Annotated in this window: 15 protein-coding genes, 2 tRNA genes, 2 rRNA genes and 4 pseudogenes (1 of these 23 only partly in view); 7 read left to right on the forward strand and 16 right to left on the reverse strand. The window is 58.5% G+C overall.

Going from position 1 to position 26,999, the window contains the following annotated elements; translation table 11 throughout:
* From R1T40_RS19430 to R1T40_RS19450, 5 genes and pseudogenes are all read left to right on the forward strand, one after another.
* A tRNA-Ile gene (locus R1T40_RS19430) sits at positions 1-36 on the forward strand; it begins 41 nt to the left of the window's first position.
* A 447-nt stretch (positions 37-483) separates the two neighbouring features.
* Positions 484-3,318, forward strand: a 23S ribosomal RNA gene (locus R1T40_RS19435).
* A 125-nt stretch (positions 3,319-3,443) separates the two neighbouring features.
* Positions 3,444-3,558: ribosomal RNA gene (gene rrf / locus R1T40_RS19440) — 5S ribosomal RNA — on the forward strand.
* A 48-nt stretch (positions 3,559-3,606) separates the two neighbouring features.
* Positions 3,607-3,683: transfer RNA gene (locus tag R1T40_RS19445), tRNA-Met, on the forward strand.
* A gap of 537 nt (positions 3,684-4,220) precedes the next feature.
* Positions 4,221-4,984: pseudogene (locus R1T40_RS19450) on the forward strand (IS5 family transposase).
* A 241-nt stretch (positions 4,985-5,225) separates the two neighbouring features.
* On the opposite strand, the pseudogene R1T40_RS19455 reads toward R1T40_RS19450, so the two are convergent.
* The 14 genes and pseudogenes from R1T40_RS19455 to R1T40_RS19520 all read right to left on the reverse strand — a co-directional run bounded on the left by R1T40_RS19455 (position 5,226) and on the right by R1T40_RS19520 (position 23,220).
* Positions 5,226-6,600: pseudogene (locus tag R1T40_RS19455) on the reverse strand (IS1182 family transposase).
* 660 nt (positions 6,601-7,260) lie between these two features.
* Positions 7,261-8,136: an IS110 family RNA-guided transposase gene (locus R1T40_RS19460; protein WP_317385315.1), complete on the reverse strand. Its 876-nt coding sequence runs from the start codon at positions 8,134-8,136 to the stop codon at positions 7,261-7,263.
* Between the two features lie 228 nt (positions 8,137-8,364).
* Positions 8,365-8,985: a histidine phosphatase family protein gene (locus R1T40_RS19465; protein ID WP_317385316.1), complete on the reverse strand. Its 621-nt coding sequence runs from the start codon at positions 8,983-8,985 to the stop codon at positions 8,365-8,367.
* 22 nt (positions 8,986-9,007) lie between these two features.
* Positions 9,008-10,060: an ABC transporter ATP-binding protein gene (locus R1T40_RS19470; RefSeq protein WP_317385317.1), complete on the reverse strand. Its 1,053-nt coding sequence runs from the start codon at positions 10,058-10,060 to the stop codon at positions 9,008-9,010.
* A gap of 21 nt (positions 10,061-10,081) precedes the next feature.
* Complete coding sequence (locus R1T40_RS19475; protein ID WP_317385318.1) at positions 10,082-11,836, reverse strand: ABC transporter permease; 1,755 nt, start codon at positions 11,834-11,836, stop codon at positions 10,082-10,084.
* A gap of 85 nt (positions 11,837-11,921) precedes the next feature.
* Positions 11,922-13,220, reverse strand: a complete 1,299-nt coding sequence (locus R1T40_RS19480) for an ABC transporter substrate-binding protein (RefSeq protein WP_317385319.1) — start codon at positions 13,218-13,220, stop codon at positions 11,922-11,924.
* Positions 13,221-13,379: 159 nt separating this feature from the next.
* Positions 13,380-14,630 (reverse strand): sigma-54-dependent transcriptional regulator, encoded by a 1,251-nt coding sequence (locus R1T40_RS19485; RefSeq protein ID WP_317385320.1) that lies wholly within the window; start codon positions 14,628-14,630, stop codon positions 13,380-13,382.
* Complete coding sequence (locus R1T40_RS19490; RefSeq protein ID WP_317385321.1) at positions 14,627-16,579, reverse strand: ATP-binding protein; 1,953 nt, start codon at positions 16,577-16,579, stop codon at positions 14,627-14,629. The genes R1T40_RS19485 and R1T40_RS19490 overlap by 4 nt, the downstream gene beginning before the upstream one ends.
* Positions 16,576-17,787, reverse strand: a complete 1,212-nt coding sequence (locus tag R1T40_RS19495) for an ABC transporter substrate-binding protein (RefSeq protein WP_317385322.1) — start codon at positions 17,785-17,787, stop codon at positions 16,576-16,578. Before R1T40_RS19495 ends, R1T40_RS19490 begins: the two co-directional genes overlap by 4 nt.
* 268 nt (positions 17,788-18,055) lie before the next feature.
* A pseudogene (locus R1T40_RS19500) lies at positions 18,056-18,166 on the reverse strand (IS110 family transposase); the annotation flags it as partial.
* A 455-nt stretch (positions 18,167-18,621) separates the two neighbouring features.
* Positions 18,622-18,855 (reverse strand): annotated as a pseudogene (locus tag R1T40_RS19505) (transposase); the annotation flags it as partial.
* 430 nt (positions 18,856-19,285) lie between these two features.
* A complete protein-coding gene (locus tag R1T40_RS19510) occupies positions 19,286-21,037 on the reverse strand; it encodes an LVIVD repeat-containing protein (protein WP_317385323.1) in 1,752 nt (583 codons plus the stop codon).
* A 214-nt stretch (positions 21,038-21,251) separates the two neighbouring features.
* Complete coding sequence (locus R1T40_RS19515) at positions 21,252-22,133, reverse strand: DMT family transporter (RefSeq protein WP_317385324.1); 882 nt, start codon at positions 22,131-22,133, stop codon at positions 21,252-21,254.
* Between the two features lie 133 nt (positions 22,134-22,266).
* Positions 22,267-23,220: a dihydrodipicolinate synthase family protein gene (locus R1T40_RS19520; protein ID WP_317385325.1), complete on the reverse strand. Its 954-nt coding sequence runs from the start codon at positions 23,218-23,220 to the stop codon at positions 22,267-22,269.
* Between the two features lie 186 nt (positions 23,221-23,406).
* Here R1T40_RS19520 and R1T40_RS19525 point away from each other — a divergent pair, with 186 nt between their 5' ends.
* A complete protein-coding gene (locus R1T40_RS19525; RefSeq protein WP_317385326.1) occupies positions 23,407-24,201 on the forward strand; it encodes an aspartate dehydrogenase in 795 nt (264 codons plus the stop codon).
* Positions 24,202-24,220: 19 nt separating this feature from the next.
* Positions 24,221-25,168: a LysR substrate-binding domain-containing protein gene (locus R1T40_RS19530; protein ID WP_317385327.1), complete on the forward strand. Its 948-nt coding sequence runs from the start codon at positions 24,221-24,223 to the stop codon at positions 25,166-25,168.
* Here R1T40_RS19530 and R1T40_RS19535 read toward each other — a convergent pair.
* The gene (locus R1T40_RS19535) at positions 25,163-26,422 is read right to left on the reverse strand and encodes a TRAP transporter large permease (RefSeq protein ID WP_317385328.1); all 1,260 of its coding nucleotides are present in this window, start codon (positions 26,420-26,422) and stop codon (positions 25,163-25,165) included. The two genes, R1T40_RS19530 and R1T40_RS19535, sit on opposite strands and share 6 nt — an antisense overlap.
* Positions 26,422-26,955, reverse strand: coding sequence for a TRAP transporter small permease (locus R1T40_RS19540; protein ID WP_317385329.1), 534 nt, complete (start codon positions 26,953-26,955; stop codon positions 26,422-26,424). The genes R1T40_RS19535 and R1T40_RS19540 overlap by 1 nt, the downstream gene beginning before the upstream one ends.
* Between the last annotated feature and the right edge of the window lie 44 nt (positions 26,956-26,999).

Consider the following 26,999-nt stretch of genomic DNA (forward strand, 5'->3'; position numbering starts at 1 on the left):
GTGAGGTCGGAGGTTCAAGTCCTCCTCGACCCACCATTCTTCATCCAAATAATCAAAGAGTTCGATTAGACCTTTGAGACACCTCAGCGCAGGTGGTTCAAACGTCCAATCGGACACTGCGGCAATCATCTGATTGCCTTGATATCGTTTAGAGAGAAAAATCAACAACACTGTTGGTCCTCCCGAGTGTGGGAACGACCTCAGATAGGTGAAGCGAGCTTGCTCGTGGACAGCACCGGATCCGTCATGTTTCCTCAGACGCCCGGATGTATGCCTGCCTGAAACGACAGTAGTTGTCCAAGTCAAGTACACTAACCCGCATGATCTACCCGATCATGCATTGTTCTTCTCTTCGCCTGAGATCGACATCACAGGCACTGAAGGGAAGAGCGGGAAAGTATGCTTTTTGGTTCAGAAACAGAGACCTGGCTACTTACCAGCTGTCAGGTCACGATAGCCGCATGGCTGTCTCTTTCTGGATCAGATCAAGCGCGAGAAGGGCGTTTGGTGGATGCCTTGGCAGTAAGAGGCGATGAAGGACGTGATACTCTGCGATAAGTCATGGTGAGCCGAGAATAGGCTTTGACCCATGAATTTCCGAATGGGGCAACCCACCTGAAAGTTTGATATAATAGCGACTTCGGTTGCTGCTTATATCCGGCTTAATCAGGTACTTATAGACTGAATACATAGGTTTATAAGAGCAAACCCGGGGAACTGAAACATCTAAGTACCCGGAGGAAAGGACATCAATAGAGACTCTGTTAGTAGCGGCGAGCGAACGCGGACCAGCCGAGCCTGATGAGTGACCAGAACATGTTGGGAAGCATGGCCATAGCGGGTGACAGCCCCGTATGGGAAGCTCTGAAGGACGTATTAAGTAGGGCGGAACACGTGAAATTCTGTCTGAAGATCGGGGGACCACCCCCGAAGGCTAAGTACTCCTTACTGACCGATAGCGAACCAGTACCGTGAGGGAAAGGTGAAAAGCACCCCGACGAGGGGAGTGAAACAGTACCTGAAACCGAACGCCTACAATCAGTTGGAGGCCCCTTGAGGGCTGACAGCGTACCTTTTGTATAATGGGTCATCGACTTGGTCTCACGAGCAAGCTTAAGCCGTTAGGTGTAGGCGCAGCGAAAGCGAGTCTTAATAGGGCGAATGAGTTCGTGGGATCAGACCCGAAACCGAGTGATCTAGGCATGACCAGGATGAAGGTGCGGTAACACGCACTGGAGGTCCGAACCCACACCTGTTGAAAAAGGTCGGGATGAGTTGTGCCTAGGGGTGAAAGGCCAATCAAACTCGGAGATAGCTGGTTCTCTGCGAAATCTATTTAGGTAGAGCGTCATCCGAATACCCCGGGGGGTAGAGCACTGGATGGGTAATGGGGCCCCACAGGCTTACTGATCCTAACCAAACTCCGAATACCCGGGAGTACTAGATGGCAGACACACTGCGGATGCTAACGTCCGTAGTGGAGAGGGAAACAACCCTGACCTCCGGCTAAGGCCCCTAATTCATGGCTAAGTGGGAAAGCAGGTGGGATGTCCAAAACAACCAGGAAGTTGGCTTAGAAGCAGCCATCTTTTAAAGATAGCGTAACAGCTCACTGGTCTAAATAAGACGTCCTGCGGCGAAGATGTAACGGGGCTCAAGCCATGAGCCGAAGCCGAGGATGCACATAGTGCATGGTAGCAGAGCGTAGTGTGACATAGTTCCATGCGTCCTTACCTTCTTTCGGGAAGGATTGGACGCAAGGAGCTTTCGATGAAGCGGGCGCGTGAGCGATCCCGTGGAGAGATCACTAGCGAGAATGATGACATGAGTAGCGACAAAGAGTGTGAGAGACACTCTCGCCGAAAGTCCAAGGGTTCCTGCTTAAAGCTAATCTGAGCAGGGTAAGCCGGCCCCTAAGCCGAGGCCGAAAGGCGTAGGCGATGGGAACTAGGTTAATATTCCTAGGCCAGGAGGATGTGACGGATTGCGAAGGTAGTTTGCCCTTATCGGATTGGGCGGGCTGCTAAGTAGTCCCTGGAAATAGCCCTCCATCAGACCGTACCCTAAACCGACACAGGTGGACTGGTAGAGAATACCAAGGCGCTTGAGAGAACGATGTTGAAGGAACTCGGCAAAATACCTCCGTAAGTTCGCGAGAAGGAGGCCCGGGTCCTACGCAAGTGGAATCCGGGGGCACAAACCAGGGGGTGGCGACTGTTTATTAAAAACACAGGGCTCTGCGAAGTCGCAAGACGACGTATAGGGTCTGACGCCTGCCCGGTGCCTGAAGGTTAAAAGGAGGGGTGAGAGCTCCGAATTGAAGCCCAGGTAAACGGCGGCCGTAACTATAACGGTCCTAAGGTAGCGAAATTCCTTGTCGGGTAAGTTCCGACCTGCACGAATGGCGTAACGACTTCCCCGCTGTCTCCAACATCGACTCAGCGAAATTGAATTGCCTGTCAAGATGCAGGCTTCCCGCGGTTAGACGGAAAGACCCCGTGCACCTTTACTACAGCTTCGCACTGGCATCAGGATTGTGATGTGCAGGATAGGTGGTAGGCATTGAAGCAGGAACGCTAGTTCCTGTGGAGCCATCCTTGAGATACCACCCTTCGCACTCTTGATGTCTAACCGCGGTCCATTATCTGGATCCGGGACCCTGCGTGGCGGGTAGTTTGACTGGGGCGGTCGCCTCCTAAAGCGTAACGGAGGCGCGCGAAGGTTGGCTCAGAGCGGTCGGAAATCGCTCGTTGAGTGCAATGGCAAAAGCCAGCCTGACTGCGAGACTGACAAGTCGAGCAGAGACGAAAGTCGGCCATAGTGATCCGGTGGTCCCGAGTGGAAGGGCCATCGCTCAACGGATAAAAGGTACGCCGGGGATAACAGGCTGATACTGCCCAAGAGTCCATATCGACGGCAGTGTTTGGCACCTCGATGTCGGCTCATCTCATCCTGGGGCTGGAGCAGGTCCCAAGGGTACGGCTGTTCGCCGTTTAAAGAGGTACGTGAGCTGGGTTTAGAACGTCGTGAGACAGTTCGGTCCCTATCTGCCGTGGGTGTAGGATACTTGAGAGGAGTTGCCCCTAGTACGAGAGGACCGGGGTGAACGAACCACTGGTGGACCAGTTATCGTGCCAACGGTAGTGCTGGGTAGCTATGTTCGGAAAGGATAACCGCTGAAGGCATCTAAGCGGGAAGCCCCCCTCAAAACAAGGTATCCCTGAGGGCCGTGGAAGACCACCACGTCAATAGGCCGGAGATGTAAGTGCAGCAATGCATTCAGTTGACCGGTACTAATCGCCCGATTGGCTTGATCTGATCCAGTAAAAGACAGCCACACCAAAAACGCATACACAAAACTTGGACAACTCGTTGACCTCCTAAAAACAAGGTCAAAACGTTGATTTGCTAGACAAAAAAAGTCTAGCGGGGTTCTTATTCGGTTTGGTGGCCAAAGCACAAGCGAAACACCCGGTCCCTTCCCGAACCCGGAAGTTAAGCGCTGTTGCGCCGATGGTACTGCATCTTAAGGTGTGGGAGAGTAGGGCACCGCCAAACCTAATAAGAACCCCAATACTCTCAAAACGAAAACAAAAAAACAAACACCGCGGGATGGAGCAGCCAGGTAGCTCGTCAGGCTCATAACCTGAAGGTCGTAGGTTCAAATCCTACTCCCGCAACCATCGTTCCCGACGAAGCCCTCGCAAAACGCGGGGGCTTCGTTGCATCGTAAGCGTTGCATCTGACCCCCTATTTGCCCTCTAAACCGGCGCCCGAGATCTCGATTACTATGCTTCCAAATCAATATCGGAGGCAAAAATGGCGGACCAAGAAGTCTGGGGTTTCAAAATCGAGAGATCCCCTGCGGGCAAAAAGATCTGGCCGAATGAGCTCAAACGCGAGGCAACGAGGCGACTTCGGGAAGAGGACACCTCTCCAAGTGAAGTTGCTGCTGAAATAGGTGCTCATGAGTGCCTTGTACGGAAGTGGTGGGTTGCGGACCGTCGCAATCGTGGTGAAAAGATCGCGGTCGAAGGCCCAGCCTTCGCTCAGGTGGCAGTTTCAGCACCAGCGGATCCTTCTGCACAACCAACGGTCCCATCATCCGATACAGAGGACAGTTCGGCACATCTGTATGTGGGAGCGATGTGCATTAGGGTCAGGATCCATTGATTTTCGGTTGGCTGCGTGATTCACCGCATCAAAAATGGGCGGTGACGATGTCTGATCTTTTCTGGTTGAGCGATGCGCAGATGGCGCGTCTTGAGCGCTTCTTTCCCAAGTCTCACGGCAAGCCGCGAGTTGATGACCGGCGGGTCCTAAGTGGCATTATCTTCATCAATCGCAATGGCTTGCGGTGGCGTGATGCACCGAAGGAATACGGCCCACACAAAACGTTGTACAACCGCTGGAAGCGGTGGAGCGATAAGGGCATTTTCGCACAAATGCTGGTCGGTCTGGCCGCAGATCATCGCGAAGAACAAACTGTCATGATCGATGCGACGTATCTCAAAGCGCACCGTACGGCTTCCAGCCTACGGGCGAAAAAGGGGACCTGGAGACAAGCGCGGGCGGGTGATCGGTCGCACAAAAGGCGGGATGAACACGAAGCTGCATGCGATCTGCGACAGCCGTGGTCGCCCGCTCAACTTGTTCATCACTGCCGGCCAAGTCAGCGATTGCGTCGGAGCACGGGCTCTGTGCAGCAGCCTGCCGACGGTCGGATGGCTGCTGGGCGACCGGGGCTATGACGCTGACTGGTTCAGAGAAGCGTTGGAAGACAAGGAAGGCGTGCATCCCTGGGCGCAAACAGCGTAAAACCCCTGTCAAGTACGATAAGCGCCGTTACAAACGCCGCAACCAGATCGAGATCATGTTCGGCAGGCTGAAAGACTGGAGAAGGGTCGCAACACGATACGACAGATCACCAACAGTGTTCCTGTCAGCTATCGCTCTCGCCGCTCTCGTCATCTTCTGGCTATGAAGGATAACGAGTCCTGACCCTAAGGCGTTCGCGTTGTTGAAAGCCGGGAACGGCTCGTAACAAAAGGCCGCAAGGTCTATTCAACAAACTCTGTGGCAGAGCGCGGCGGTGAGCGGCTTACCCCATACCTGACCTTGGCGGCGAATGCGGCGAATGGCGGCTGTCCGCCCCTTCTGTGGAAAAACACTCGTTAGCGAGCGCAGAATGCCGACGCCAGAACATGGCGCGAGCGCCTTTCTCGTCAGGCGTTTCGCGTTTGCTGCGGTGCAGGAAGGATCTTGGCCAGTTTGCGAAGGTTTTGGGCGGTGGCGGCGAGTAGGAATTCGTCCTTTGCCCCGCATGGACCTCGTAATCTGAGCCTGTTCAGACCGAGGATGCGCTTGAGGTGGGCGAAGAGCATTTCGACCTTCTTCCTCAGCTTCATCGAGATCACGTATTGCTCGGTTTTTGCAATGTCGCGGGCAACCTGGCGGGCGTCTTCATGTTCCTCGCGGGTGATCGACCGGAAGTCCATGTTGGGGCAGCAACGCGACTTCGACGGGCAGGCCTGGCATGTGTGCTTCAGGCACCGGTATTTGGCGACGCCCTTGCCGGTCGGCCCGCGGTTCAGATCGGAGTAGTTCCGGCGGAATTGCTTCAGCTCTTGGCCTTCCGGGCAGATGTATTGATTGTTCTCGGCATCCCACTCAAAGTCGGCCGGGGTCCAGGTCCCGTCGCTGCGCCCCGACTTGTCGAAGACAGGGATGTGCGGGGCAATTTTGCGGTCAACCAGCCATCCTAACATCGGCGCGGTGCCATAAGCCGTGTCCGCGATCAGGCGCTCTGGGTGCAAGTCGAACTTGGCCTTCACCCGCTCAAGCATGGTCTTCGTCGATCCGACCTCGGCCTGACGGATCGACCTTGTGGCCTCCACGTCCACAATCACGCCATGGTCCGTATCGATCAGGTAGTTGTCGGAATAGCTGAAGAATGCCGGCCCCTTGCGCGCCGCAGTCCACTGGCTGGCCGGATCGGAATGGGAGGTAAACTTGGGCCGCACCTCGCTGGCCGCGCCAAAGGCGGCTTCGTCCAGGGTCTCGAGATACTCGCGAACGGCGCGGGGCGCGTCGGCAGGATTGACCTGCGCCGGGTCCCAATCCTCCTTCGGGGTCGAGTTCTGCTTGTTGGCATCAGCTTCGATCAGACTGGCGTCGATGGCCATGCGCTGCCCGCTGACCAAGCCTTCCTTGATGCACCGAGCGACGGTCGACTCGAACAGGTGGCGCAGCAATTCGCTGTCGCGGAAACGCCCGTGCCGGTTCTTGGAGAACGTAGAGTGATCCGGAACATGGTCGCTCAAATCCAGGCGGCAAAACCAGCGATACGCCAAGTTCAAATGAACCTCTTCACACAGCCGCCGTTCCGACCGGATACCGAAGCAGTAGCCGAGCAGAAGCATGCGGATCAGCAGCTCTGGGTCAACGGATGGGCGCCCGGTGTGGCTGTAGAAATCGGCGAGGTAGGTGCGGATCTCGGACAAATCCACAAACCGGTCGATGGACCGCAGCAGGTGGTTTTGCGGAACGAGTCTCAAGCGAGAACTCATAGAACAGCGCCGGTTGCGCCTCCTGCCGCATTCCATCATCACCGATCCTCCCACCTATTGAGGGAATTGAATCAGCCGAGAGCCCTGCAATCAAGGGCGAGCTTTTCAACAAAATACGCCCCTCCTTTCGGAGCGCCACCTCACGCTGCATCTTGCACGGATGTCAGTGAAGCGCAGGAAGCTGCCGCTGCAAAGTTGCGAACAGCAACCGGTACATACATTGGGCCGTTCGCGCCCCAGACGGCCGGTCAGGCCCTGACTTTGCAAATCTCGCTTCTCTAATTGGGTGTTTGGGTCAAGCTCATTTTCCTTCTTTCTTCAGGATCATTGTCTCTCATTCGGGTCACGCTTCTCTCCGCAGTCTGGTTGATACTCTGTTGGCACCGCTGCACGCATGAGTTGGATCGGTTGTGGATAGCCCCGCTATCTGGCGCGCTTCAGGATGCGCAGCGAAATTTTTCGGCTTTTTCCACAAACCTCGTCTGGCGAGGACGACCCTGCCAGGGGTTGGGCGCTTGGCGATTTATGTCATGCCGTGCTCCCCACCTGTTCCTGACGGAATTCAGTGCAGTCGCCCCACATGCGATGCAGTGAAACGGCCAACGTTCGCGCCACCGCAACGACAGCGCGGCGTCGACCTTTGGTAGGCATCAAGCGCATGCCCCAAGATTTGATTTGGGATTGGGCCATACTACGCATGAGCAACGCATTGCTCGCTGCATAAAGCGCAGCGCGGACACCACTGTCCCCAGCCTTTGATATTCGGCCAGGGTTTGTCGTGCTCCCCTGATTGGAAACGTCTGGGCGTAAGTCCAAAATGCGCGCCAACGGTTCTGGACTTTTTGAACCGAGTGGGATCATCGACAGCCGCCTTAAACGTCAGTGCTGCAATGGGCCCAACGCCGGGAACGGTCATAAGTCTCAGGCAGACCTCATCATGGCGAGCGGCCCGTTTGACCCGTCGATCAAGCTCCAGATACTGCTGATACAGGGTCACCCTTGCGTCGAGCAGCGGCAAAAGGGCATGCGCCCGAATATCATCCATTTCGATCATAGAACGTACGATGCCATCAAAACTTCCATGCGAGACGGTTTTGGGCAGGCGAATGCCGAATATCTTCAGCAATCCATGGGTTTCATTTGCCAGATCCATCGTCTTCTTGAGCAATGCCTTGCGTGTGCTGAGTAGCGCTCTGAGACCATGGGCCCCACGGCTCTTCATGTGGACAGGGCTGAACCAGCCAGTGCGCAAAACATGCGCAATGCCTTTGGCATCATTTTTGTCAGTCTTGTTTCGCATCGCAGACAGGGCTGCCTTTACTTGACGCGCCTCCATGCAAACCACATCAAAACCTGCGGCCTGCAGTCCAAAGTAAAGGTGTTGGCTCATCGTCCCAGCTTCCAAACCTATACGTTCTATCGGGAACTCAAAATCACAGAGGCATGCTGCAATGTCGTTGACCTCGCAAACCAGCTCGCGTTCGAGAACGACCTTGCCCTTCGTATCAACAACGCAAAGCGCGCACGACCGGAACGACACATCAAGTCCAACAAAGTAATCCATCATCTCTCTCCCTTGTTCACAGCTATCCTGTGATCATACTGGGAGCTCGACCTCACAACAAAGGCAGCCCAATTACGCATGCTATCTGCGCTTCCCTGTCATTCGACTAGGGCGCAGGTCACATGGTGAGGACACCGCAAAGTAGAGTCCCTTGCGAACCGTGCTACTGGTTGCTGGCTGCCGCTATGAACGAAAGATAGAAGAGGCGCAGCGAGGAGAGAAAACAAATTGTCACCGGAAAGCGTAGTTTAGATCCCAGCGATCCTTGAGTTTCTGAAAACGGTAGGGATGAGCATTTTTCACGTCGATCCGGGGGACGCTCAGGGCGTCGCACAATGCAGTCATCACGGCGAGGTGGCTCACGAACAGGATGTCGTGACGCGCCATTTCATGCTGCCACTTGGTTACGACGTGCTCGGCCCTTGCGCAGAGGGTGTCCCAGGGTTCTGCATGGCCCGGCAGATCATCCCGAAATGCTATGTCATAGCTGCTTGGGCCTTCTCCGGCGATGTCCACCAGCCGTTTGCCTTCCAAAGCGCCAAAGTTGCGCTCTACGAGGTCAGGGGCTTCGATGATCCGCGCCGACGTGTGTTCGGCTATGATCTGCGCAGTTTGGCGGGCGCGCTTGAGAGGGCTGGTGATGATGACATCCACGCCACCAGACGCCACAGCGCGAGCGGCGTGGCGGGCCTGGTCGATGCCCGTCTCATTCAGGGGCGGATCGCAACGCCCCTGAAGGCGTTGCTCTAGGTTCCAGTCTGTCTGACCGTGACGCAGGTAGAGAAACTGCGGATCGCGCGTCTTGGTATCCACCGCGTGCGCAGCAACCGTACTAGAAGGGGCTTTCTTCATCTCGTCTATCCAATGTGAGGCGTCAAAGCACGACGGCGCTGCTGGTGTTGGTCTGCAAAAAGACCTGAGTTCCGGTTTCGAACCAGTCCAGACCTGCGCTGTGGCTTTGGTCGACGACCATTTCGGTGCCGCCCGCGTTGACCAGATATCGGATCTGACTGCCGAGAAACTCCTTGTGGCTGATTGTGCCCGTGAGCGTGTTGGGCGCTTCATCACGCAGTAGGGTGATATTCTGAGGTCGCAGTACGATGTTTGATCCTGACGAGCGCATTCCCGCGGGCAAGCTGAGATGATCGCCGGTTTCGGTCACAAAGCGCGCAGCTGCGCCATCGGCTTCTACACGGCCTTTTAGAATGTTTGCCGTGCCGAGGAAGTTGGCCACAAAGAGGTTCGCCGGCGTGTCGTACAATTCTTGCGGCGTGCCGATTTGCTGGATAACCCCGCCATCAAGCACGGCCATCCGATCAGAGGTCGTGTTTGCCTCTTCTTGGTCGTGAGTCACAAAAATCGTCGTGAGACCGAGCTTGCGTTGTAGTTTCAGGAGTTCCCGCCGCATCTGCACGCGCAGGGAGGCGTCGAGATTGGAGAGCGGTTCATCCAACAGCAAGACCTCAGGCTCGACGACGATGGTTCGCGCCAGCGCAATACGTTGTTGCTGCCCACCCGACAGTTGGTTCGGCATTCGGTCTGCGAGATGCGCAAGGCCCACAAGGTCGAGCGCTGCGTCAACCTTGGGACGGATCTGGGCGTTTGGGAGCTTGCGCTCCTTCAGGCCAAAGCCGACGTTCTCGCGCACCGACATATGCGGCCAAAGCGCATAGGACTGAAACACCATACCGACATTGCGTTTCCATGGGCTTTGTCCAACGACGTTTCGGTCCCCAATGAGGATGCGACCGCGCGGATCGGGGCCAAAGCCTGCAATCGCGCGCAACAACGTGGACTTACCTGAGCCCGAGGGGCCGAGAAAGGCAAAGAACTCTCCCGGTTTAATGTCCAGGTTGACGCCCTTGAGCACTTCGGTCTCGCCAAAGGACAGGTGGACATCTTCGATTTTGATACCAGTTTTTGTCATGTTTGCATTCCTTCCAAGGCTTCAGTGCGCGTCGCTGGACGCTTTGAGCTTTTTTTCTCTTTCAATGATGATTTGAGAGGCGATGGTGCCGATCGCGACGACAATGACAGCGACGATTCCAAGTGCAGCCCCAGCGCCACGCCCCGATGGGGTTTGCATGAACAGGTAGATCCCATAGGCCAGCGGCGCGTCATTGTTTGAACTGACCAGCATGATGGTGGCCGAAAGCTCCACTGCGGCGGTTGCAAAGCTGGTCACAAAGCCTGCCAGAATGCCACCTGTCATCAGAGGGATCACGACTTTTTGGATGGTCCGCCGCTTGGTCGCACCAAGGCTTTCTGCGGCCTCTTCCAGCGCAAGGCTCACCTGTTGCAGCGCGGCCGTGCAGGCGCGCAACGCATAAGGCAGGCGCCGGATCATCAGGGCGATTGCGATGATGACCCACCAGTTCGCCATAGGTTCGCCGGTGAACGGAACGTCGATCTGGTGAAAGGTCCTGAGGTACCCGATCCCGAGCACGACGCCCGGAACAGCCAGCGCGGCGGTGGCCAGGTAATCAAGCGCCTTGCGCCCGAATATTCCTGTGCGTAGCACAATATAGGCGATCGCGGTGCCGATGATGACATCCAGTGTGGCTGCGATCCCGGCGTAGAGGACAGTGTTCAAAATGAAGGTCTTAGAGCCTTGCCACATGGTGATGTAGTTTTGCAGGGTGTAGCCATCTGGAAGCGGCGCAAATGACCATATTGTTCCAAAAGACAGCAACAGCAGGCCGAGGTGTGGGCTCAGGACCACCAGCAGGATCAATATGACCGTGCCGTAGGCCAGCGTCTTCTCCAGCGGCTTAAGTGATCGTTTGGCCATGCCGCCGCCGCCTTTCTGCACCGTCGCGTAATCCTTGCCACGCATGAACAGGAAAGAGGCCCACAGCGACAGGATTGAGAACACGACAAGGATGACGGAGATCACGTAGCCCATCGGGTCGCTGATCCCGATAGAGGAAATGCGCAGGAACGCCTGTGGTGCGAGCATGTTGTTGACGTTCAAGAGGAGCGGCGTGCCTAGATCGTCAAACACCTTGATAAAGACCAATGCGGCACCGGCAATGTAACCTGGCATCGCAAGCGGAAAAACGATCCGGCGAAACAAGCGCATGCCATGGCTTCCAAGGTTCTGCGCCGCTTCTTCCATCGAGCGGTCGATATTGCGCAAGGACGCGGAGAGGTTGATCAGAATGAAGGGAAAGTAGTGGATCGATTGCACCAGGATGACGCCATTCAACCCCTCCATGAAGGGGATTGAGATGCCAAACCAGTCTTGCAACAGCAGGTTGACAGTTCCGTTGCGGCCAAAGATCAGCTGCATCGCCACGGCGCCCACGAAGGGTGGCATGATCAGAGGGATGAACCCGAGGCTTTGAATGAGGATCGACCCTGAAAAGTGAAACCGTGTCGTGATATAGGCCAAGGGCAGGGCGATCGCGGTGGCGACGACCACGGACATGGCCGACACATAAAAAGAGTTCCAAAAGCTCTCTCTGAACAACGACGTACGGAAGAAATCGATAAAGTTCTGAAGTGTCGCTGCGCCCGTTGCCGGGTCTTGGAAGGCGACGATCATGACCTGTGCCACGGGCACCAGAAGCAGGCCGATCAGCAAAAGCGCGATGAGCACGGCGGTGACATGCAGGCCGGAGAGGTTCGGGACCAGCCAGTTGGGCACACGATCAGAGAGCCCGGCGGCCTGTGCGCCCGACGAAGAGGATGAGCTTGACATATGGGGAGCGTCCTTGGAGATGTCCTGCCACCGTGCAGAGCACGATGGCAGTTAGGTCTATGTTTCGGGGACCGGGAGCCGCGCGCTACATCGCGGCTGCTTTATTCGCCAATTCCGTGGCGCGTGCGTAGTTCTCGACGACGAAGGCATCCCAACGCTGTTCGATTTCAGCCTGGCGCTCACCAACCTCGTCGGTGGCCTGGCGGCGCTTTTTCGTGAAGATGCCGGCAAACTCTGAATCCAGGCTCTGCGCCTCATCAATCGGGTTCGCGTCAATGAGCGCCCAAGCCTCGTCGATGAGTGCTTGTGCCTCCTCATTGCCTGTCTCGCTGTAGCGCGCTTCGGCTTCATGCAGAGCGCCGACCGCCGAGCGCAGGTCGTCGAGGCGATAGGTAATCATCACGTCAAACATGGAATTGACGAGGTTGTAGCGTGCGCCGGATTTCTCAACGTCGAATTTCACGCTGGCCTCGATGGTGCTGTTCTCAAATGGATTGGGAAAACCCTCCGGCGCTTCGGCGTAGGTGGCTGGATTGATTGGTAAACGCATGATCGCCGGGTCCAACAAGACCGACTGGCCCTCTGGGGTTAGCATATAGTTGATGAAGGTAACTGCGCCGTCTTCGTTGGGAGAATTCGCGACCACTGCAACATTCGCGGGAACAAGTGCGGTGACGGTGGGATAGGCGAAATCAACCGGAAAGCCCGATGCTTTGGACGAAAATCCAAAGAAGTCGATGACAATTCCAAGGCCAAAGTTGCCAGTGTTCACACCGTCCGGGACGCCAAAGCTGCGCTCGGTCACGGTTCTGAAGTTGCCTGCAATGCGCTTCCAGCGTGACCAGCCCTGATCCCAGCCCTCGCCTTGCAGCAGCGTTTCAACGGTAAGGTGTGTGGTGCCGGAGCGCGACGGCGCTGACATGCCCACGTGCCCGTGGTACTCGGCCCCGGCGAGATCCATCCATTCTTTCGCTGGTGCAAGATCGTTTGCCTTGAGGTACCGCTCGTTCCACATGATGCCATATCCAGCGCCTGCGAAGCCAAAGTAATAGCCTTCGGGATCGTTCAGAGGATAGGCGCCGATCCGGTCCGGAATGCCTTCGGACGTGATTGTGACCTTGGAGAGGAGCTGATCTCCCTTCAGCACTTCAAACGCGTCAGGTGCCGACGCCCAGAAGATATCAGCGGTGTTGTCTCCGGCGAGCTCCTGGATGTATTTCACGCCAGCCGAGGTCTTCTTGTTCAAGATTTCCAGATCAAACTCGGGATGAGCCGCCTCAAAAGCAGCTTCGATTGGCCCAGTCATTGAGTCTGGGAAAGATGTGATAACGGTAACTTTGCCGCCGGCGACGGCGGCCGTCGTCATAAGCGCCAATGTTGCCACTGACGATAGAATGGTACCCCGCATGGAGTGTCCTCCCTGAATTGAGATGCGCTCCTCCGCGCACATCCAGATGCTGCGACAGATACCGAAATCGACAAATTTTTACCTGAATCCCCCCTTCGGATGACGTCTTGAGACGGTTTTGACACCTGAATTGGGTCACTCCTGACTCACATCGGAGAGGCCGACCGCCTTCATGCGCAGATAGAGCCGCTTCCTCGGAATCGACAACAGTTCGGCCGCTTCGCCCTTCCGACCTCCGGATTCTCGCAGACTTTGCGATAAAAGCGTGCGTTCGAATTGGCGCATGGCTTCCTCATAGGGCAAAAGCGCGTCGCTGCGTTGTCGCGTCCGTGGGTCCAGTCCAATCGGTAGGCCCATCACCATTCGCTCCGCGACGTTTTGCAATTCACGCGCATTGCCCGGCCAGGCATGGCGCTCAAACTGGCGGATCATGTCCTTGGTCACTCTGGGCAGGCGCTGGCTAAATCTCTGCGATGCGGAGCGCAAAAACACTTCGAGTAGGAAAAAGACGTCCCGGCCGCGCTCGCGGATTGCCGGCATATCAAGACGGGCGACATTGGCCAGGAAATAAAGATCGTCCGCCAGGTTTTCTTCAGGCGCTTTTGCGGCTTCGGCTGACATGGAGACGATAACCCGTGGAATGCCAGGGGTTTTCAAATATTCGACCAGGATCGCCTGGGCCTTTGGATCAAGGCGGTCGACGGCTCGCAGATAGAGCGTCGCGGTTTCTGGTGCGATGGCGGCAAGGTCTGACCGAAACCCTTCCGGTGAGGTCGCCGCGCATCCGATCATTTCAAACTCGCCTTTGCCTTCGCCGTAGTCATGCAGCGCGCGTGCCGCAACAGATTTCCCAGAGCCCGGTTCGCCGAAGATGCAAACGGTCATCGGCAGCGTCGCCAACCGCAGCACCTGCGCGCGAATTTCGCGGATGGCTTGAGACTGCCCCACAAGCGTTGCCGAGAGGCCGCTTTTGTTTTGCGTACGTCGCCGCAGTCGCTTGTTTTCTACCAGCAGTTTGCGCGCTCCTACGGCACGGCTGATGGTGCTGATCAGCATGTCGGGCTGGGGCGGTTTTTCGATGAAGTCATAAGCCCCTGCTTTGATCGACGAGATGGCCATCCGTACGTCGCCGTGCCCTGTAATCATCACAAACGGAATATCCGAGGCGATATCTTGTGTCGCCTTCAGGACGCCAAACCCATCCATATCAGCCATCCGCACGTCGCATAAAATGACACCAGACCACTCTGGGTCGAGCTTTTGGAGCATCTCTGCTCCGTTGCAAAATGGCTCTACCGTCAGGCCCGCACCTTCCAATAATTCGCAGGTGGCTTCGCGAAAATCGGTGTCGTCATCAACCAGATAGACTTGCGAACTCTGTTTCATGTGCTCAAATCTCCTGATGGGAGTGTGACAGTGGCGCGAACGCCCTGATCGCGACGGCTGCAAATCACGAGATCACCACCAAGCCCTTTGAGAATGTTATAGGAAATCGACAGGCCCAGCCCGAGACCCGCGCCGGGGGGTTTACTGGTCACGAAGGGTTCGATGATGTCGTGGGGTTCCAGGTCGCCCAACCCGGCCCCGGTGTCCACGACCGAGAAAGCACTGTTTCCCTCTGCTGCAGGATGGGACTCAATTCGAATTTCGCCAGCTTTACCGGTTTGCGCGATGGCATCGCTCGCATTGCTCAAAAGGTTGACGATAACTTGCTCCACAAGCACCGGGTCACCGATGAAAGAGATCGTGCTCAACGTGGAGTCAATCATCGGCGTCGCGCCATGCTCGGTGAACTGCGGGGACATAAGGCCCATTGCGGATTGTACCAATGGTTGAAGCTGCACCCTTTCTCTGAGGTACTCTGATCGGCGAGCAAACTTCCTCAAATGTTGGATGATGCGTTCCATCCGGTCGGTAAGATCGGATATTTTCGCGGTCTGTCGTGCCTGCGCCTGCGTGTCGGCTGCGGCGATCGCGGCCTGTAGCATGTGCAAACGTTGCTTGATGGCACCCAGAGGCTGATTGAGTTCGTGGCTGATCCCAGCCGAAAGGTTGCCAAGCGCGGCCATTTTTCCCGCTTGCACAAGCTCGTTCTGTGTCGCCTGAAGCTGTGCAATGGCTTGATCGCGCTCGTGGACAGAGGTCTGAAACGCGTGAACCGCGCGGGTGAGCTGACCAATTTCGTCGTGTCGCTGGTCAAAATCGTCAATCCGGGCGGCCTGTCCGCTCGCGATTGCATGCATCGCGCCTGTGAGATTTTGCATCGGGCGGATGATGACAGGACGCACATAGAGGAACAGGATGCCAAAACCACCAGCAAGCGCCAGCACTGTTGCGATCAGCAACACGGACTGGCGGCGATCAGACTGGAGTGAAAACGCCTGAACCGTCGCGGCGAGCGCTTGGCGTTGATCGCGAGCGTCGTTTTGAAGGCTTTTCTGTAGGCGAGACAGCGCGTTAAATGAATGTTCCAACTGCGCCTGCACCTCATTGCGTTGGCTGAGCCATTCCTGCCGGTGCCGGGCCAATCCCTCTGGCCCGATGGTGACCGCTTCAAGCGCACTCAGCGATTGCTGGATGGTGAGAAACTCTGTGCGGTCAGAATCCTGGCGCAGCATTGAAAAGACGCGCGACACCGAATCTGCGTAGATGTCTTCCAGTTGTTTCATCTGATCGTGCGAGCTCGCGTCTGCGATCTGGAAAACCACTGAAATCAGGCGGCTAAGCTCTGACGCCAGCGCTGAAAACTGATCGCGGGACTGGATATCCTGCGCAAGAAAACGAGCCTTTGCTGCGCGCCTGTTTTCGTTGTTCTCGGTCACGATTTTTCGTGTTTGCGATTGGATGTTGAACGAGAAATCCGCGACCAACGCGGAGGTTTCCTCCTCCAGCTCCACTCCGAGCCAACGCAGGCGCGACATATCCTCCCGGATTGCCTGCTCCAACCGCTGCATCCGGTCCAGACGCTGTGCAATCACATCTAACTGCGCGACAATTTCGCGTGTCTCCCCTTCGATCTCAGGTTTTTCCAGGCGCTCGACCAAAAAGCGTGACAAATCGGTGGTGGCGGTTCTGATTGGGCTGCTCTGGATGCTGGTTGCAAACAGCAGTTCGTTGCTCAGGATCGCTAAATCGGCAATTTGTGCAGAGAGTTGCGAGGTTTGCGTCAGGTCCGGCACATGTGTCGTGCTTATTTCGGAGACCACCGACCGCGCATCCTGCAAGGCTTGTATCGCAAGTGCGATGACGATCCATGTTAGCAGGACGGCCAACACTGTTAGAATAAACAGTCGCGTCCAGATACGTGGGATCGTTCTTTCCAAGAAGCGTTTCATTCGTCGCGGCTTGTCTCTAACGCTTCCAAATCCGCCGCGGCGAGTGCGAGAAGCGCACGAACTTCTTCGCGCCAGCCGTCAAGGAGTTTGCGTTCGTCAGATCCTGTTGCGGGTTGCACGGAGGGCCGCAATCCCGTCGCGGCGGAATGAGAGACGTCTGTGGCGGCGCGTTCGGAAATGGGCACTTTGGTCAGCAGCTGATGCACCCGATCCAGTTCGGCCCCAAATCCCTGTTTTTTGAGCGCGTGATATCTCCGCCAGAGCGCGCGCCGTTCGACTAGGACATCTGCAATCATGAGATCAAACAGCGCATTGACCGCCCAGTAACGGTCTGCCGAAAGTTCTGGGTCGTATTCAAGCCAAGGCAGTTTCAAGTCCGCGGTTATTTCCGGCGGGATCGTCGCGCTTATCTCAGCGCGGATCGGTGCGTCAATCGGGATGCGGCTGACGTTGGGGTGACGCAATGCCAGCTGGCCTGAGCGCGACAGCAGCATTTCTACGAAGGCGCAAGCGAGGTCGGGGTTGATGCCGCCCTTCAGGATGCCGATCTGCGCCGAGAACGTCGTCATGGGGCGTCCGTACCTGAACTGCAGCGCTTCACCGCGGGAGGTGGACAAAAAGTCGATCATGAGCCCGATATCGAAGCGGCGGTTGATCAGCCCGTCCGGCACCCCGTGGCTGCGGGCGGTCAGAGTAGAGAGATTTCCGGCAAGCTCGAGCAGATAGGTCCAGCCTTCGTCCCATCCGCGCACCTGCAACAGCTGCTCGACCAATAGGTGCATGGTGCCGGATCGCGCGGGGCGCGCCATGGCAATGCGATCGCGATAAATGGGCAGCAGAAGATCATTCCAGCTGCCCGGCATGAAAAGGGTGCTGTCGCTGCGCCGTGACCAGCCGACCGAGGAGACCGCGAACGCTTCGATTGGGGCGGGACCATTGGGGCTGCACACTGTCGCATCTGCAAAGCGATCATCCCGACCCAAGAGAACAAACGCCTCCGGCGAGGACGCCCAGAACAGGTCGAAAGCACGCGCATTTCCTTGCTGGATTTCCTCCATCGCTGAGATCGTATTCTTATTGAGAACCTGGATCCGAGTTCGCGGTTTGGCGTCCTGCCAGAGGCTCTCGAACACATCCGTCATGTCCGACGGAAATGATGTAAGGATCGTGAGGTCCTTGGCTCCTAGCGGCGTGCCAAACAAGACCATCAGTAGCAAAATCCAAAGACGTCTCATGCAGTTCAAGTTAGCTGCTCTGAGCTGGTCCGCAAACAAAGGATTGTTGGGGGCGGGGGTTGCGTCACTTTTGACCCATTAGTTGAGATTAAAGCTATTGGGATGCGTGCCACCCGAACTCTCACACAGTGAGCCTTGCTTTCAAGCGCGCTTCTCGTTGCACAGCAGACATTTTCGGCTTCTTCCACGAACCTCGTCCGGTGAGGGTGATCGCGTTCAGTTCTGGTATTGGACCATTGGGTCATGCCATGCCCTCCACCGTCCCTGAACGGAACTCGGTGCCATCTACCCACATGCGATGGAACAGAACGGCCAGTTTGCGGGCGACAGTCACGACAGCGCGGCGACGACCCTTGGTGCGCATCAACCGCATCCCCATGATTTGATCTGAGTGCCCGCCTTGGTTCGTAACAGATCTATTGTGATCCTATCTGGAGCTCGACCTCAGTTCCGATTCTGCCCAATTACGCATGCTTTCGGGAAACCCGTCGCACATACAGCAGAGATTTCGCTGCACCCTGCATGAATGTCGTGATTGGGCTGGGAGCCGCCGATTGCACCTGCAGCGAAGGGTCGTAGCCATGAGCTCAAGTGAGACTTGAGCTGCACAGAGCACGTAGGTCAGCTTCTTGCTTCCAAGTCATTCTGCCTAGTCGACAACAAAAAAACCGAGCCACATTGTCCAGCGGCACAAAAAACCCTCGACAGGGGGGGAGCATGGAAACCGCACGAAACGCGCAAGCTTATAGTACGTTGGCATCCATCCTACTCATGAGTTGGAGCCTCCGGCAAACCTGGCGCGGTTCACTCGACGAAACCGGTCGTCTGTCCGAGCGCCATGCCGAAGAGGACCTTCATGGTCGGGCACGTCTGGATCGCGGCGTCGCTATACTGCGGCTGCCGGCCGCGCTTGCCGTTCGGTAGCGGCACCCAGACCAGTTCCGGATCGAACCAGATCGTCAGGGACCCACGCTGCTTGATGGCTTCTTTGTAGGCCGGCCAGTTCTTAGTCTTGTAGCTCGGCGGGATGGATCTGCTCATACAGTCCAACTAACATGCCGGTTTCACGACATGAATCCCTCTTCGTCTTTGCGCAGCAAAGCCACCTCAAGGCGCGCATCGGCTCTTTGGTCCATCTTGATCGGGGGGGGACATCGTACTCTGCGGCGTTCAGATTAATTCAAAGATGGCTGATATCCATCAACTCCATCAGGTCCTTATCACCTGCGCCGCCGCTGGTGCGGAGGCTAAACTCATGCCCGGCGTCGAGGGGAAGCGGCGTCTGCGTCGTTCGTCAAAGTGACGAGTATGCAGATCACGGTGTGGAGTTCGCCAGGCTCCAGCCGCATAGGCGGAATGTGTCGGGAGGCTCAGCCTTCGTGATCGGTAAGCCTGCCGGTAGAGGAGAGAGCGCGACCTCTTGTTGAAGGAGGGGCGCGCGACCAGGGCAGTCGCCCCCCCCCCCCCGGCATCAGCGTTCGCGCGGCGGCCAGGGCGCGTCGGGCAGTCTGGTCAGCGGCTCTCCCAGCAGCGGTGACGTCAGCGCATAGACGCCATTCACGGCAAAGGCCCAGATGATATTGCGGTCATATTCCACGAATACCGCAAAGACCGCATTGTCAAAGGTCCAGTCTGGCACCTCATCCGCGGTAGGAAAGGCGGGCACGTAGTAGCCGGAGATCTCCGGCTTGGTGGGATCTTCTACGTCAAAAATCTGGATGCCGGCATTGTAGAAGGCATAGACCACCACGCCGTCGCGTCCGCCGCCCGGCTGGTCGATTCCGCCGGAGCGTTTCGGCCCGAAGCTGCCACCGCGCTGGCAGTAGTCCGTGAAACCGGCCTCTGCCGGTGGCTGTGGACGCGGGAAGGTCGCGGCAACAGCGGGCTTGGTCGGATCGGACACGTCGATGGAGAAGATGTCCTTGTAGGGCTCATAGCAGTTCGAATTCATCGGGTAGCCGTTTGAGAATACATGCCCGGTGCGGGCGTACTGGCTGACGTCAACATTGTCGAACTCTGTGCCCGCATAGCTGGGTGCGACCTGCAGGTCGCCCAGCGGTGTGGGGTTGGCCGGGTCGCTGACATCGAAGGTCCAGAAGCCCAGTCCGCCCATGCCACCAAAGCCAAGCGTGCCGCCGTCCTCTATCGGGACGGGCAGGGCCAGCGGGTTGCGTGATCCCATCCAGGAGGTGCGATTGCCTGCTCGCGGATTCTCTAGATAAGCGGCGAGGTCCGCGGCGTTGTCGATGTCCTGTCCCGGTACCGACAGCTGGCTGACGAACACAGGGTCGGCCGGATCTCTCATGTCCCAGATTTGGTAGCCGGGAGAATGCACATAGTCGGGGTATTCCGTCAGCGCAAAGCTATCGTCGGGGGCTGCGGACAGAACCATGTAGCGCCCGCCGGTCCAGGCCGGGGCATCCAGAGATCCAGACCCCTGCTGTGCACCGATGGGCGCGTCCGGGTTGGCACGGTCGGTGGTGCGCTCGGCGATCATCGTCCAGTCGTCCGGGGTGGGACCGTTCATCTCGTAGACCCGAAAGCCCTTCAGCGAGGTATAGTTGCGCACCAGGGCAATGCCCTCGGGGTCTTCGGATTTGCGCCCCATGACGCCAAAGCGGCCGATCTCATATGAGGCGACAGCAACGTGCTTTTGCAGCCCTGCGTGCCAGACGATCGTCAATCCGCCGAAATACTCGGTGACGCTCTTGCTGTCGAATTCTTCGCTGGAGCCCTCCGGCCCCCAAACGCCGCCATCGCTGTAGACCTCGACCGCATTGGCCGGATCCGTAATGTCCAGCACCCGCATGTAGTCGCGGTCATGGGTGTAGAGATAGCGTTTGCCATCCATATCGACGGCATTGGCCCAGGCATGCCAGGGCGAGGTGACCGTGGGGTAGAAAGCCAGCACATCGACGTTTTTCGCATAGGAGTTCTGGTCCCAGCCGTCCAGCTGACCGGGGAAATTTGGCGCCCAGGACGACAGCGGTGCGGCGTCTGGCGCAACAAAGGCACCGCCTTCGCCGATCAGGCCGTAGTCGCGTCCCGGCTCTGGCAGGGCAGGCGGGTTGTGCGGTGTGGCCTCGAACCAGCGCTGGACGATCGGGTCGCGGATGTCGATGACACCGGGTTCTCCGCCGCCGCCACCCGCGGCGTATGCTGCAGATGCAAGCAGGCTCGCGGCGAGGGTCAGAGATACGGGCAGATGGTGAAACTCAGGCATATAGGCCCCCTGTTTTGACGCTGACGTGAGGCTGTTGCGGTTCCGTCAGCTTGTTGTGATTGCTCGAAAGCCTACGTCATGCCCGGCCTTGCTCAATTCGCATTCCGGGAAACTGGATAGCCAATAATCGAATAGCTGGGACTGCGGAGTTGCGCTCTGCTCTGAGCCACAGGCCGGTCCGTAGGGGGAGTTTCATGCCCAGCCCGCGCGGGGGTCAGTTCAGAAGCAGCAGCGCGCTACCCAGTCCGACCAGCAAAGCCGCGATCAGCCCGCGTGGAGTCAGTTGCATCCGCTGGCGCAGCAGCAGCGTGGCAAACAGGGCGCTGAACAGCACATCCAGAGCCCCGATCAGCGCCACGCTGGTGACAGAAGTGTGCAGCAGGGCCGCCAGCTGCAGCGTCTGCCCTGCGGACAGCAGCAGCGCTGTGCCAAGAAATCCGGCGCTGCGGTCGACCAGCAGATAGTGCAGCCTTGTAAGTCTGCTGTCGCTGCTGCCGTACAGAAATGCCCAACCAAGATAGCACAGGCAGCCTGCACTTGCGCCGGCGCAGGTCGCCAGCAGCGGGTCGGGTAGCTGCATCAGTCCCAATTTGCGCAGGCCGTAGGACAGTGCGTAGCTGGCCGCCGACAGCAGCCCCAGCGACACGCCCGCCAGCGCTCCCACTGGAGCCGCGCTGCCGGAGAAAGCGAACACCCCAGCCACCACCAGCCCCCCGCCCACCAGTTCGGCAGGACCAGGCCAGTCGCCGATCAGCAGGATGGCAAGCGGTATGGCAAAGAGCGGGATCAGGCGGCGCAACATGGCGGCACCGACCGGACCCAGGATTTCGGTCGACCGGTACATAAACAATCGCCCCAGAACTGTCGCACAGACACCGGCCACGGCAAACAGGCCAAGCGCCCGCCAGTGGGTGCCATCCGCTGGAAGCACCGGTGCGCTACCAGCCAGCAGCCACAGCGCCCCGGTCAGCAGTGCAGTCACCAGCACCGACAGGAACACCCCGCCATCGCCGCGCCGCTGGTTGCGGCTGCGGGCGATGGTGACGCCGGCCATCCCGTAGCAGGCGGCAGAACACAGGGCAAAGAGCTCTCCCAAAGGGACCTCAGCTGGCTGAAAATCAAGGGGCAGGGGGAATGATCAGGCCGCGCGGGTGTATGTCCGCGCGGCCTGATCAGTGCAGGGCCGGGAGATCAGGGCAGAAAGGCCGCCGCCCGGCGGGCGCTGCCGTTCAGAGCTTCAGCCCGCAGCCCTCGAACGCCTCGCGGATGGTGGCTTTTTCCGTCTCGGTCAGGTTCAGCATCGGATGGCGCACCGGGCCGCCGACCTGACCCAGCAGCTCCTGCCAGTATTTGCCGAAGGCCTGCGGCTTGTCCGCCGGGCGGCTGCTGGCGATCGCCTCGCGCACGGGGTTCAGGCTGTCGCGCAGGGTGCGGGCCTCGTCGAATTTGCCCTGGAAAGCGAGCTGGGTGTAATCGTGCATGCGCCGGTCATTGCGGGTTTGCAGCTGATAGGGCGGCGAGGAGCAGAGATAGAGCTTCCAGTTCAGCTCCTCGATATTGTCCAGCCATTCATCCTCCGAGGCGGTGGAGACATGGATCTTGTCCCCCACCATATGCGACAGGCGCACGTACATCTCGCGCGGGACCGAGTATTTGATGGCGACGATATTGGGCAGCTCGGCGATGCGGGCGCATTCCTCGGGCTGCATCAGGTAGCCGCTGTCAGGGTGGCTCCACATGGCGATGCCGATGTTCAGCTGATCGCAGAGCGCCTTGAAATACTGATACAGAACCTCACCCTTGTCCTGCACAAAGCTCAGCACCGGGGCATGCACCACGATGTAATCCGCACCGCAGTTTTCGGCGTGTTTGGCTAACTCCAGCACGGTGTTGAAGTTCTGGTCTGACACCGACATGATGGTGCCCGCCTTGCTGCCGCATTCGTCGACCGCGATTTCAAAGTTGCGCTTGCGCTCCTCCAGGCTCATCGAGAAGAACTCGCCCTGTTTGCCGGCGATAAACAGGCCCTGGATGGCCAGATCGTCGATCCAGTGGCGGATGTTGCTGCGCAGCCCGACCTCATTCAGGCTCAGATCCGCGTTGAACGGGTTGAGGGCTGCGGCCCAGATCCCCTGCATATGTTCGCGGGCATAATCCTTGGCTTCGTGTCTTGAGTATTTCATGCGCCGATCCTTGTTCGCTGAATGGCCGGGCGCGCGCCGCGCGGGGCCATCATTGGGTCAGTGCGGAGCATCCCGATCAGCCGGGCAGAAAACAAATCCAAAGAAGTGATCTTGGTATAACCAGAATTAGCATCAGGCCATCCTGAACTGCAGTTATCACAGTGGCAAATGCAAGGGGACTGCGGAATGAAAATTGCTCTCATCGGGTTTGGCGCCATGGCGCAGTATGTTGTGGACCAGTTGGCAGGCAGCCAGACAGACATTGCTGCGGTCATTGTGCCGGAGAATCAAATCGTGCCGCGGCGAGGTGAATTCGGCACCCAGTTCAACTTTGTAACCGAGGCCGCAGACGCCGGGGAGGGCATCGATCTCTTCGTGGATTGCGCGGGCCATGGCGCGCTGCTGCAGCACGGGGTGAAGATCCTTCGGGCGGGGCATGATCTGCTGACGGTGTCGATCGGGGCGCTGGCGGATGCGGCGCTGCTGCAGGAGCTGGACCGCGCCGCAGAGGAGGGCGGCGGCAGTATCCGTCTGGTCTCCGGTGCGATTGGCGCGTTGGATGCGCTGCGCGCGGGCCGGATTGGAACGCTGCAAGCGGTACGTTACATCGGCCGCAAGCCGCCGCAGGGCTGGGTTGGCTCTCCGGCCGAGGCAGTGCTGGACCTTGGCGCGCTGACCGGTGCGGCGCAGGTGCATTTCCGCGGCAGCGCCCGCGAGGCCGCGCTGCAGTACCCCAAGAACGCCAATGTCGCCGCGGCGGTGGCCCTGGCAGGCATCGGTTTTGACGACACGCAGGTAGAGCTGCTGGCGGACCCCGGCATCAGTCGCAACATCCACGAGATCGAGGCGGAGGGTGATTTCGGCTCTTTCCGTTTTTCCATCGAGGGCAACCCGCTGCCGTTGAACCCGCGCACCTCTTCGCTTGCTGCTATGAGCGTGATAGCAAGCATCAATCAATATGCCGAGCGCATGAAATTCTGAAACGCTAGGAAGATGCCACATGGTCAGCCGCCACACCCGGATCGTTGAAAAGGTACAGACCCGGCTGAAGTTCCGGCAGCTGCGGCTGCTGGTTGCGGTGGGGCAGCATCAGAACATTCAGGGCGCGGCGCGGGAGCTGAACGTCTCGCAGCCGGCAGCCACCAAGATGATCAAGGACCTGGAGCTGGACTTTGAAGTCCAGCTTTTTGACCGCACCAACCGCGGCGTGATCCCCACCGCCTATGGAGAGGCCTTGATCCGGCAGGGGCAGCTGATCCTGGCGCAGGTGTCAAACGCGGCGCAGGAGTTGGATGATCTGAACGACGGCAGCAGTGGCCGGGTGGTGATCGGCTCGCTGCTGGCGGCCTCTTCAGGGCTGCTGCCGCAAGCGATCGACCAGCTGATGCACGAGCGGCCGCATGTGGCGGTGAAGGTGGTTGAAGGCACCAATGACGCGCTGATGCCCGCTCTGCGACGCGGCGCGATCGACATGGTGGTTGGGCGGCTGCCTACCCATCGCCACCGCGACGAGATCGCGCAGAGCAAGCTGTTCGATGAAACTATCGTGGCGGTGACCGGCCCGGATCATCCGCTGGCGGGCCAAAGTGGGCTGAGTTTCGAGGATCTCAAGCCCTTCGGATGGATTCTGCCCCCGCCGGAAACCAGTCTGCGGCGGCAGGTCGACATGTTTTTTGGCGGCCAGGGCATGTATGCGCCTGCGTCTTACGTGGACTCGGTCTCCTTTCTGATCAATCGCAGCTTGCTGCAGCGGCGTCCGCTAATCTGCCTGATGCCACGCCATGTGCCGGAGCAGGACATCGCCTGGGGTAGCCTGGCCAGGCTGGACTGGCAGGTGCCCTTTGGTGCCGGGCCGGTCGGCATTTCACTGAACGCCAAGGCGCGGCTGTCGCCGGCCGCCGAGGCGCTGATCGGCTATCTTGAGCAGGCCGCTGCCGAGCAGTTATAGCAGCGCCGTGGACAGCAGCGGCCAGTAGCTGAGCGCCACGAGAACCACCGCCACCGACAGCAGGAACGGCCACAGCGCGGACAGGATCTCGGCCACCCGGATGCCGGTCATAGACGAGGTGATGAACAGCCCCACGCCGACGGGCGGCGTCAGCAGCCCCAGCACCAGGTTCAGGCACATCACCACGCCGAATTGGAACGGGTCGATATCATAGGACCCGGTGGCGATCGGCAGCAGGATCGGAGTGACCAAGATCACCGCCGCGATGCCGTCGATCAGCATCCCCACGAACAGCAGCAGCGCGTTGACGATCAGCAGGAACAGGAACGGGTCGCTGGTGATCGCAGTGATCGATGCGGCCAGCTTCTGCGGCAGCGCCTCGTAGACCACTACCCAGCCGAACACATTGGCCGCCGCGATCATGAAGACCACCATGCCAGAGTTAACGGCGGTGCGGCGGAACAGGCGAAATAGCCGCGGCAAAGTCAGCCGCTGGCCGGAGAACCAGGCCATGGTAAAGGCCGCCAGCGAGGCGACGGCAGCAGATTCAGTGGGCGTGGCGATGCCGAACAGAATGCCGCCGATGATGGTTACCGGTATCAGGCTGGCGGGCAGGCAGCCCAGCAGGGCCTGTGCAGCTTCTGATCGCGACATCCATTGCCCCTGCGGGAAGCCCTGTGCGACCCCGATGAGGGTGATGACAATAACAAAGGCGCCAAACAGCAATAGCCCCGGCAGGATGCCAGCGATGAACATATCGCCGATCGGCAGCTGCGCCAGCACGCCGTAGATGACGAACATCATCGAAGGTGGCACCACCGGCGCCAGCAGGCCACCCGCAGCGGTGGTGGCCGCGGCAAAACCGGGACGGTAGCCTTCCTGCTTCATCTCGGGCACCATGGCGCGACTCATCACTGCGATTTGACTGGCTGCAGAGCCGATGATCGCCGCCATGAACATGTTGGCCAGAAGGTTGATATAGGCAAGACCCCCACGAAAACCGCCGACAAATACCCGCGCCGCCTGAACCAGCCGCCGGGTCATGCCGCCCTCATTCATCAGCTCGCCAGTCATCATGAACAGCGGGATCGCCAGCAGGCCGTAGTTTTCAAGCCCGGAAAACAGCTGCTGGGCGAAACTGTCGAGCAGCACCGCGTTGCCGCTGGCCTGCACATAGGTGATTGCAGTCAGGATCAGCACAAAGGCGACCGGCACCGCGCAAAACATGCAAAGAATGAAAACGGCGATTGTCATCAGGATGTGCCCTTGCGGTCGGTTGCGGTGGTGAGATTGCTGAGGCTGTGCAGGATCAGGCCGAAGGCAAACACCCACATGATGGACCAGACCCAGACCTTGCGCAGGCCCAGCGTGTTGGTGGGCTCAGAATAGATGAAGTTGAAGGTGGCGCCCTGAAAGGTCTCGACGTCAAAGCCCGCGCGCGCAAATTCCAGCGGCAGGAACCAGCGCCAGCAGAACCAGGCTGTCAGCAGCGCCAGCGCAAAAATCACCGCGTCGACGAGGCGTGAAAGGACACGCGCGGCATCCTGCGGCAGGGCGTCGGTGGCGATGGTGACGGCGACCGCGTCCTTGTGGTGGACCGCCGCCGAGGCCGCCAGCAGCGTCATCCAGATCATGGCATAGACCGCAAGCTCATCGACCCAGTAGAGCGCAAAGCCAACGCTGCGGGTCAGCACGTTCAGCAGGATCAGCGCGGTGATCGCGGCGGCGAGGGCGGCGGCACAGGCCAGTTCCGCCCGCGCCCACCGCCGGGAAAAAGTCTGAAGCATCAGGGTGAAACCATGGGTTGGGTGAGGAATATCAGGGCATGGGC

Source organism: Tritonibacter scottomollicae (genome assembly GCF_032924845.1).
In the GTDB taxonomy this organism is placed as follows: domain Bacteria; phylum Pseudomonadota; class Alphaproteobacteria; order Rhodobacterales; family Rhodobacteraceae; genus Epibacterium; species Epibacterium scottomollicae.

What these genes read in the sequence shown, in the direction of transcription:
- R1T40_RS19460 (WP_317385315.1), bottom strand. Translation starts at nt 8,136, where the DNA reads ATGATGGATTACTTTGTTGGACTTGATGTGTCGTTCCGGTCGTGCGCG.
- R1T40_RS19465 (WP_317385316.1), bottom strand. Translation starts at nt 8,985, where the DNA reads ATGAAGAAAGCCCCTTCTAGTACGGTTGCTGCGCACGCGGTGGATACC.
- R1T40_RS19470 (WP_317385317.1), bottom strand. Translation starts at nt 10,060, where the DNA reads ATGACAAAAACTGGTATCAAAATCGAAGATGTCCACCTGTCCTTTGGC.
- R1T40_RS19475 (WP_317385318.1), bottom strand. Translation starts at nt 11,836, where the DNA reads ATGTCAAGCTCATCCTCTTCGTCGGGCGCACAGGCCGCCGGGCTCTCT.
- R1T40_RS19485 (WP_317385320.1), bottom strand. Translation starts at nt 14,630, where the DNA reads ATGAAACAGAGTTCGCAAGTCTATCTGGTTGATGACGACACCGATTTT.
- R1T40_RS19490 (WP_317385321.1), bottom strand. Translation starts at nt 16,579, where the DNA reads ATGAAACGCTTCTTGGAAAGAACGATCCCACGTATCTGGACGCGACTG.
- R1T40_RS19495 (WP_317385322.1), bottom strand. Translation starts at nt 17,787, where the DNA reads ATGGTCTTGTTTGGCACGCCGCTAGGAGCCAAGGACCTCACGATCCTT.
- R1T40_RS19510 (WP_317385323.1), bottom strand. Translation starts at nt 21,037, where the DNA reads ATGCCTGAGTTTCACCATCTGCCCGTATCTCTGACCCTCGCCGCGAGC.
- R1T40_RS19520 (WP_317385325.1), bottom strand. Translation starts at nt 23,220, where the DNA reads ATGAAATACTCAAGACACGAAGCCAAGGATTATGCCCGCGAACATATG.
- R1T40_RS19525 (WP_317385326.1), top strand. Translation starts at nt 23,407, where the DNA reads ATGAAAATTGCTCTCATCGGGTTTGGCGCCATGGCGCAGTATGTTGTG.
- R1T40_RS19530 (WP_317385327.1), top strand. Translation starts at nt 24,221, where the DNA reads ATGGTCAGCCGCCACACCCGGATCGTTGAAAAGGTACAGACCCGGCTG.
- R1T40_RS19535 (WP_317385328.1), bottom strand. Translation starts at nt 26,422, where the DNA reads ATGACAATCGCCGTTTTCATTCTTTGCATGTTTTGCGCGGTGCCGGTC.
- R1T40_RS19540 (WP_317385329.1), bottom strand. Translation starts at nt 26,955, where the DNA reads ATGCTTCAGACTTTTTCCCGGCGGTGGGCGCGGGCGGAACTGGCCTGT.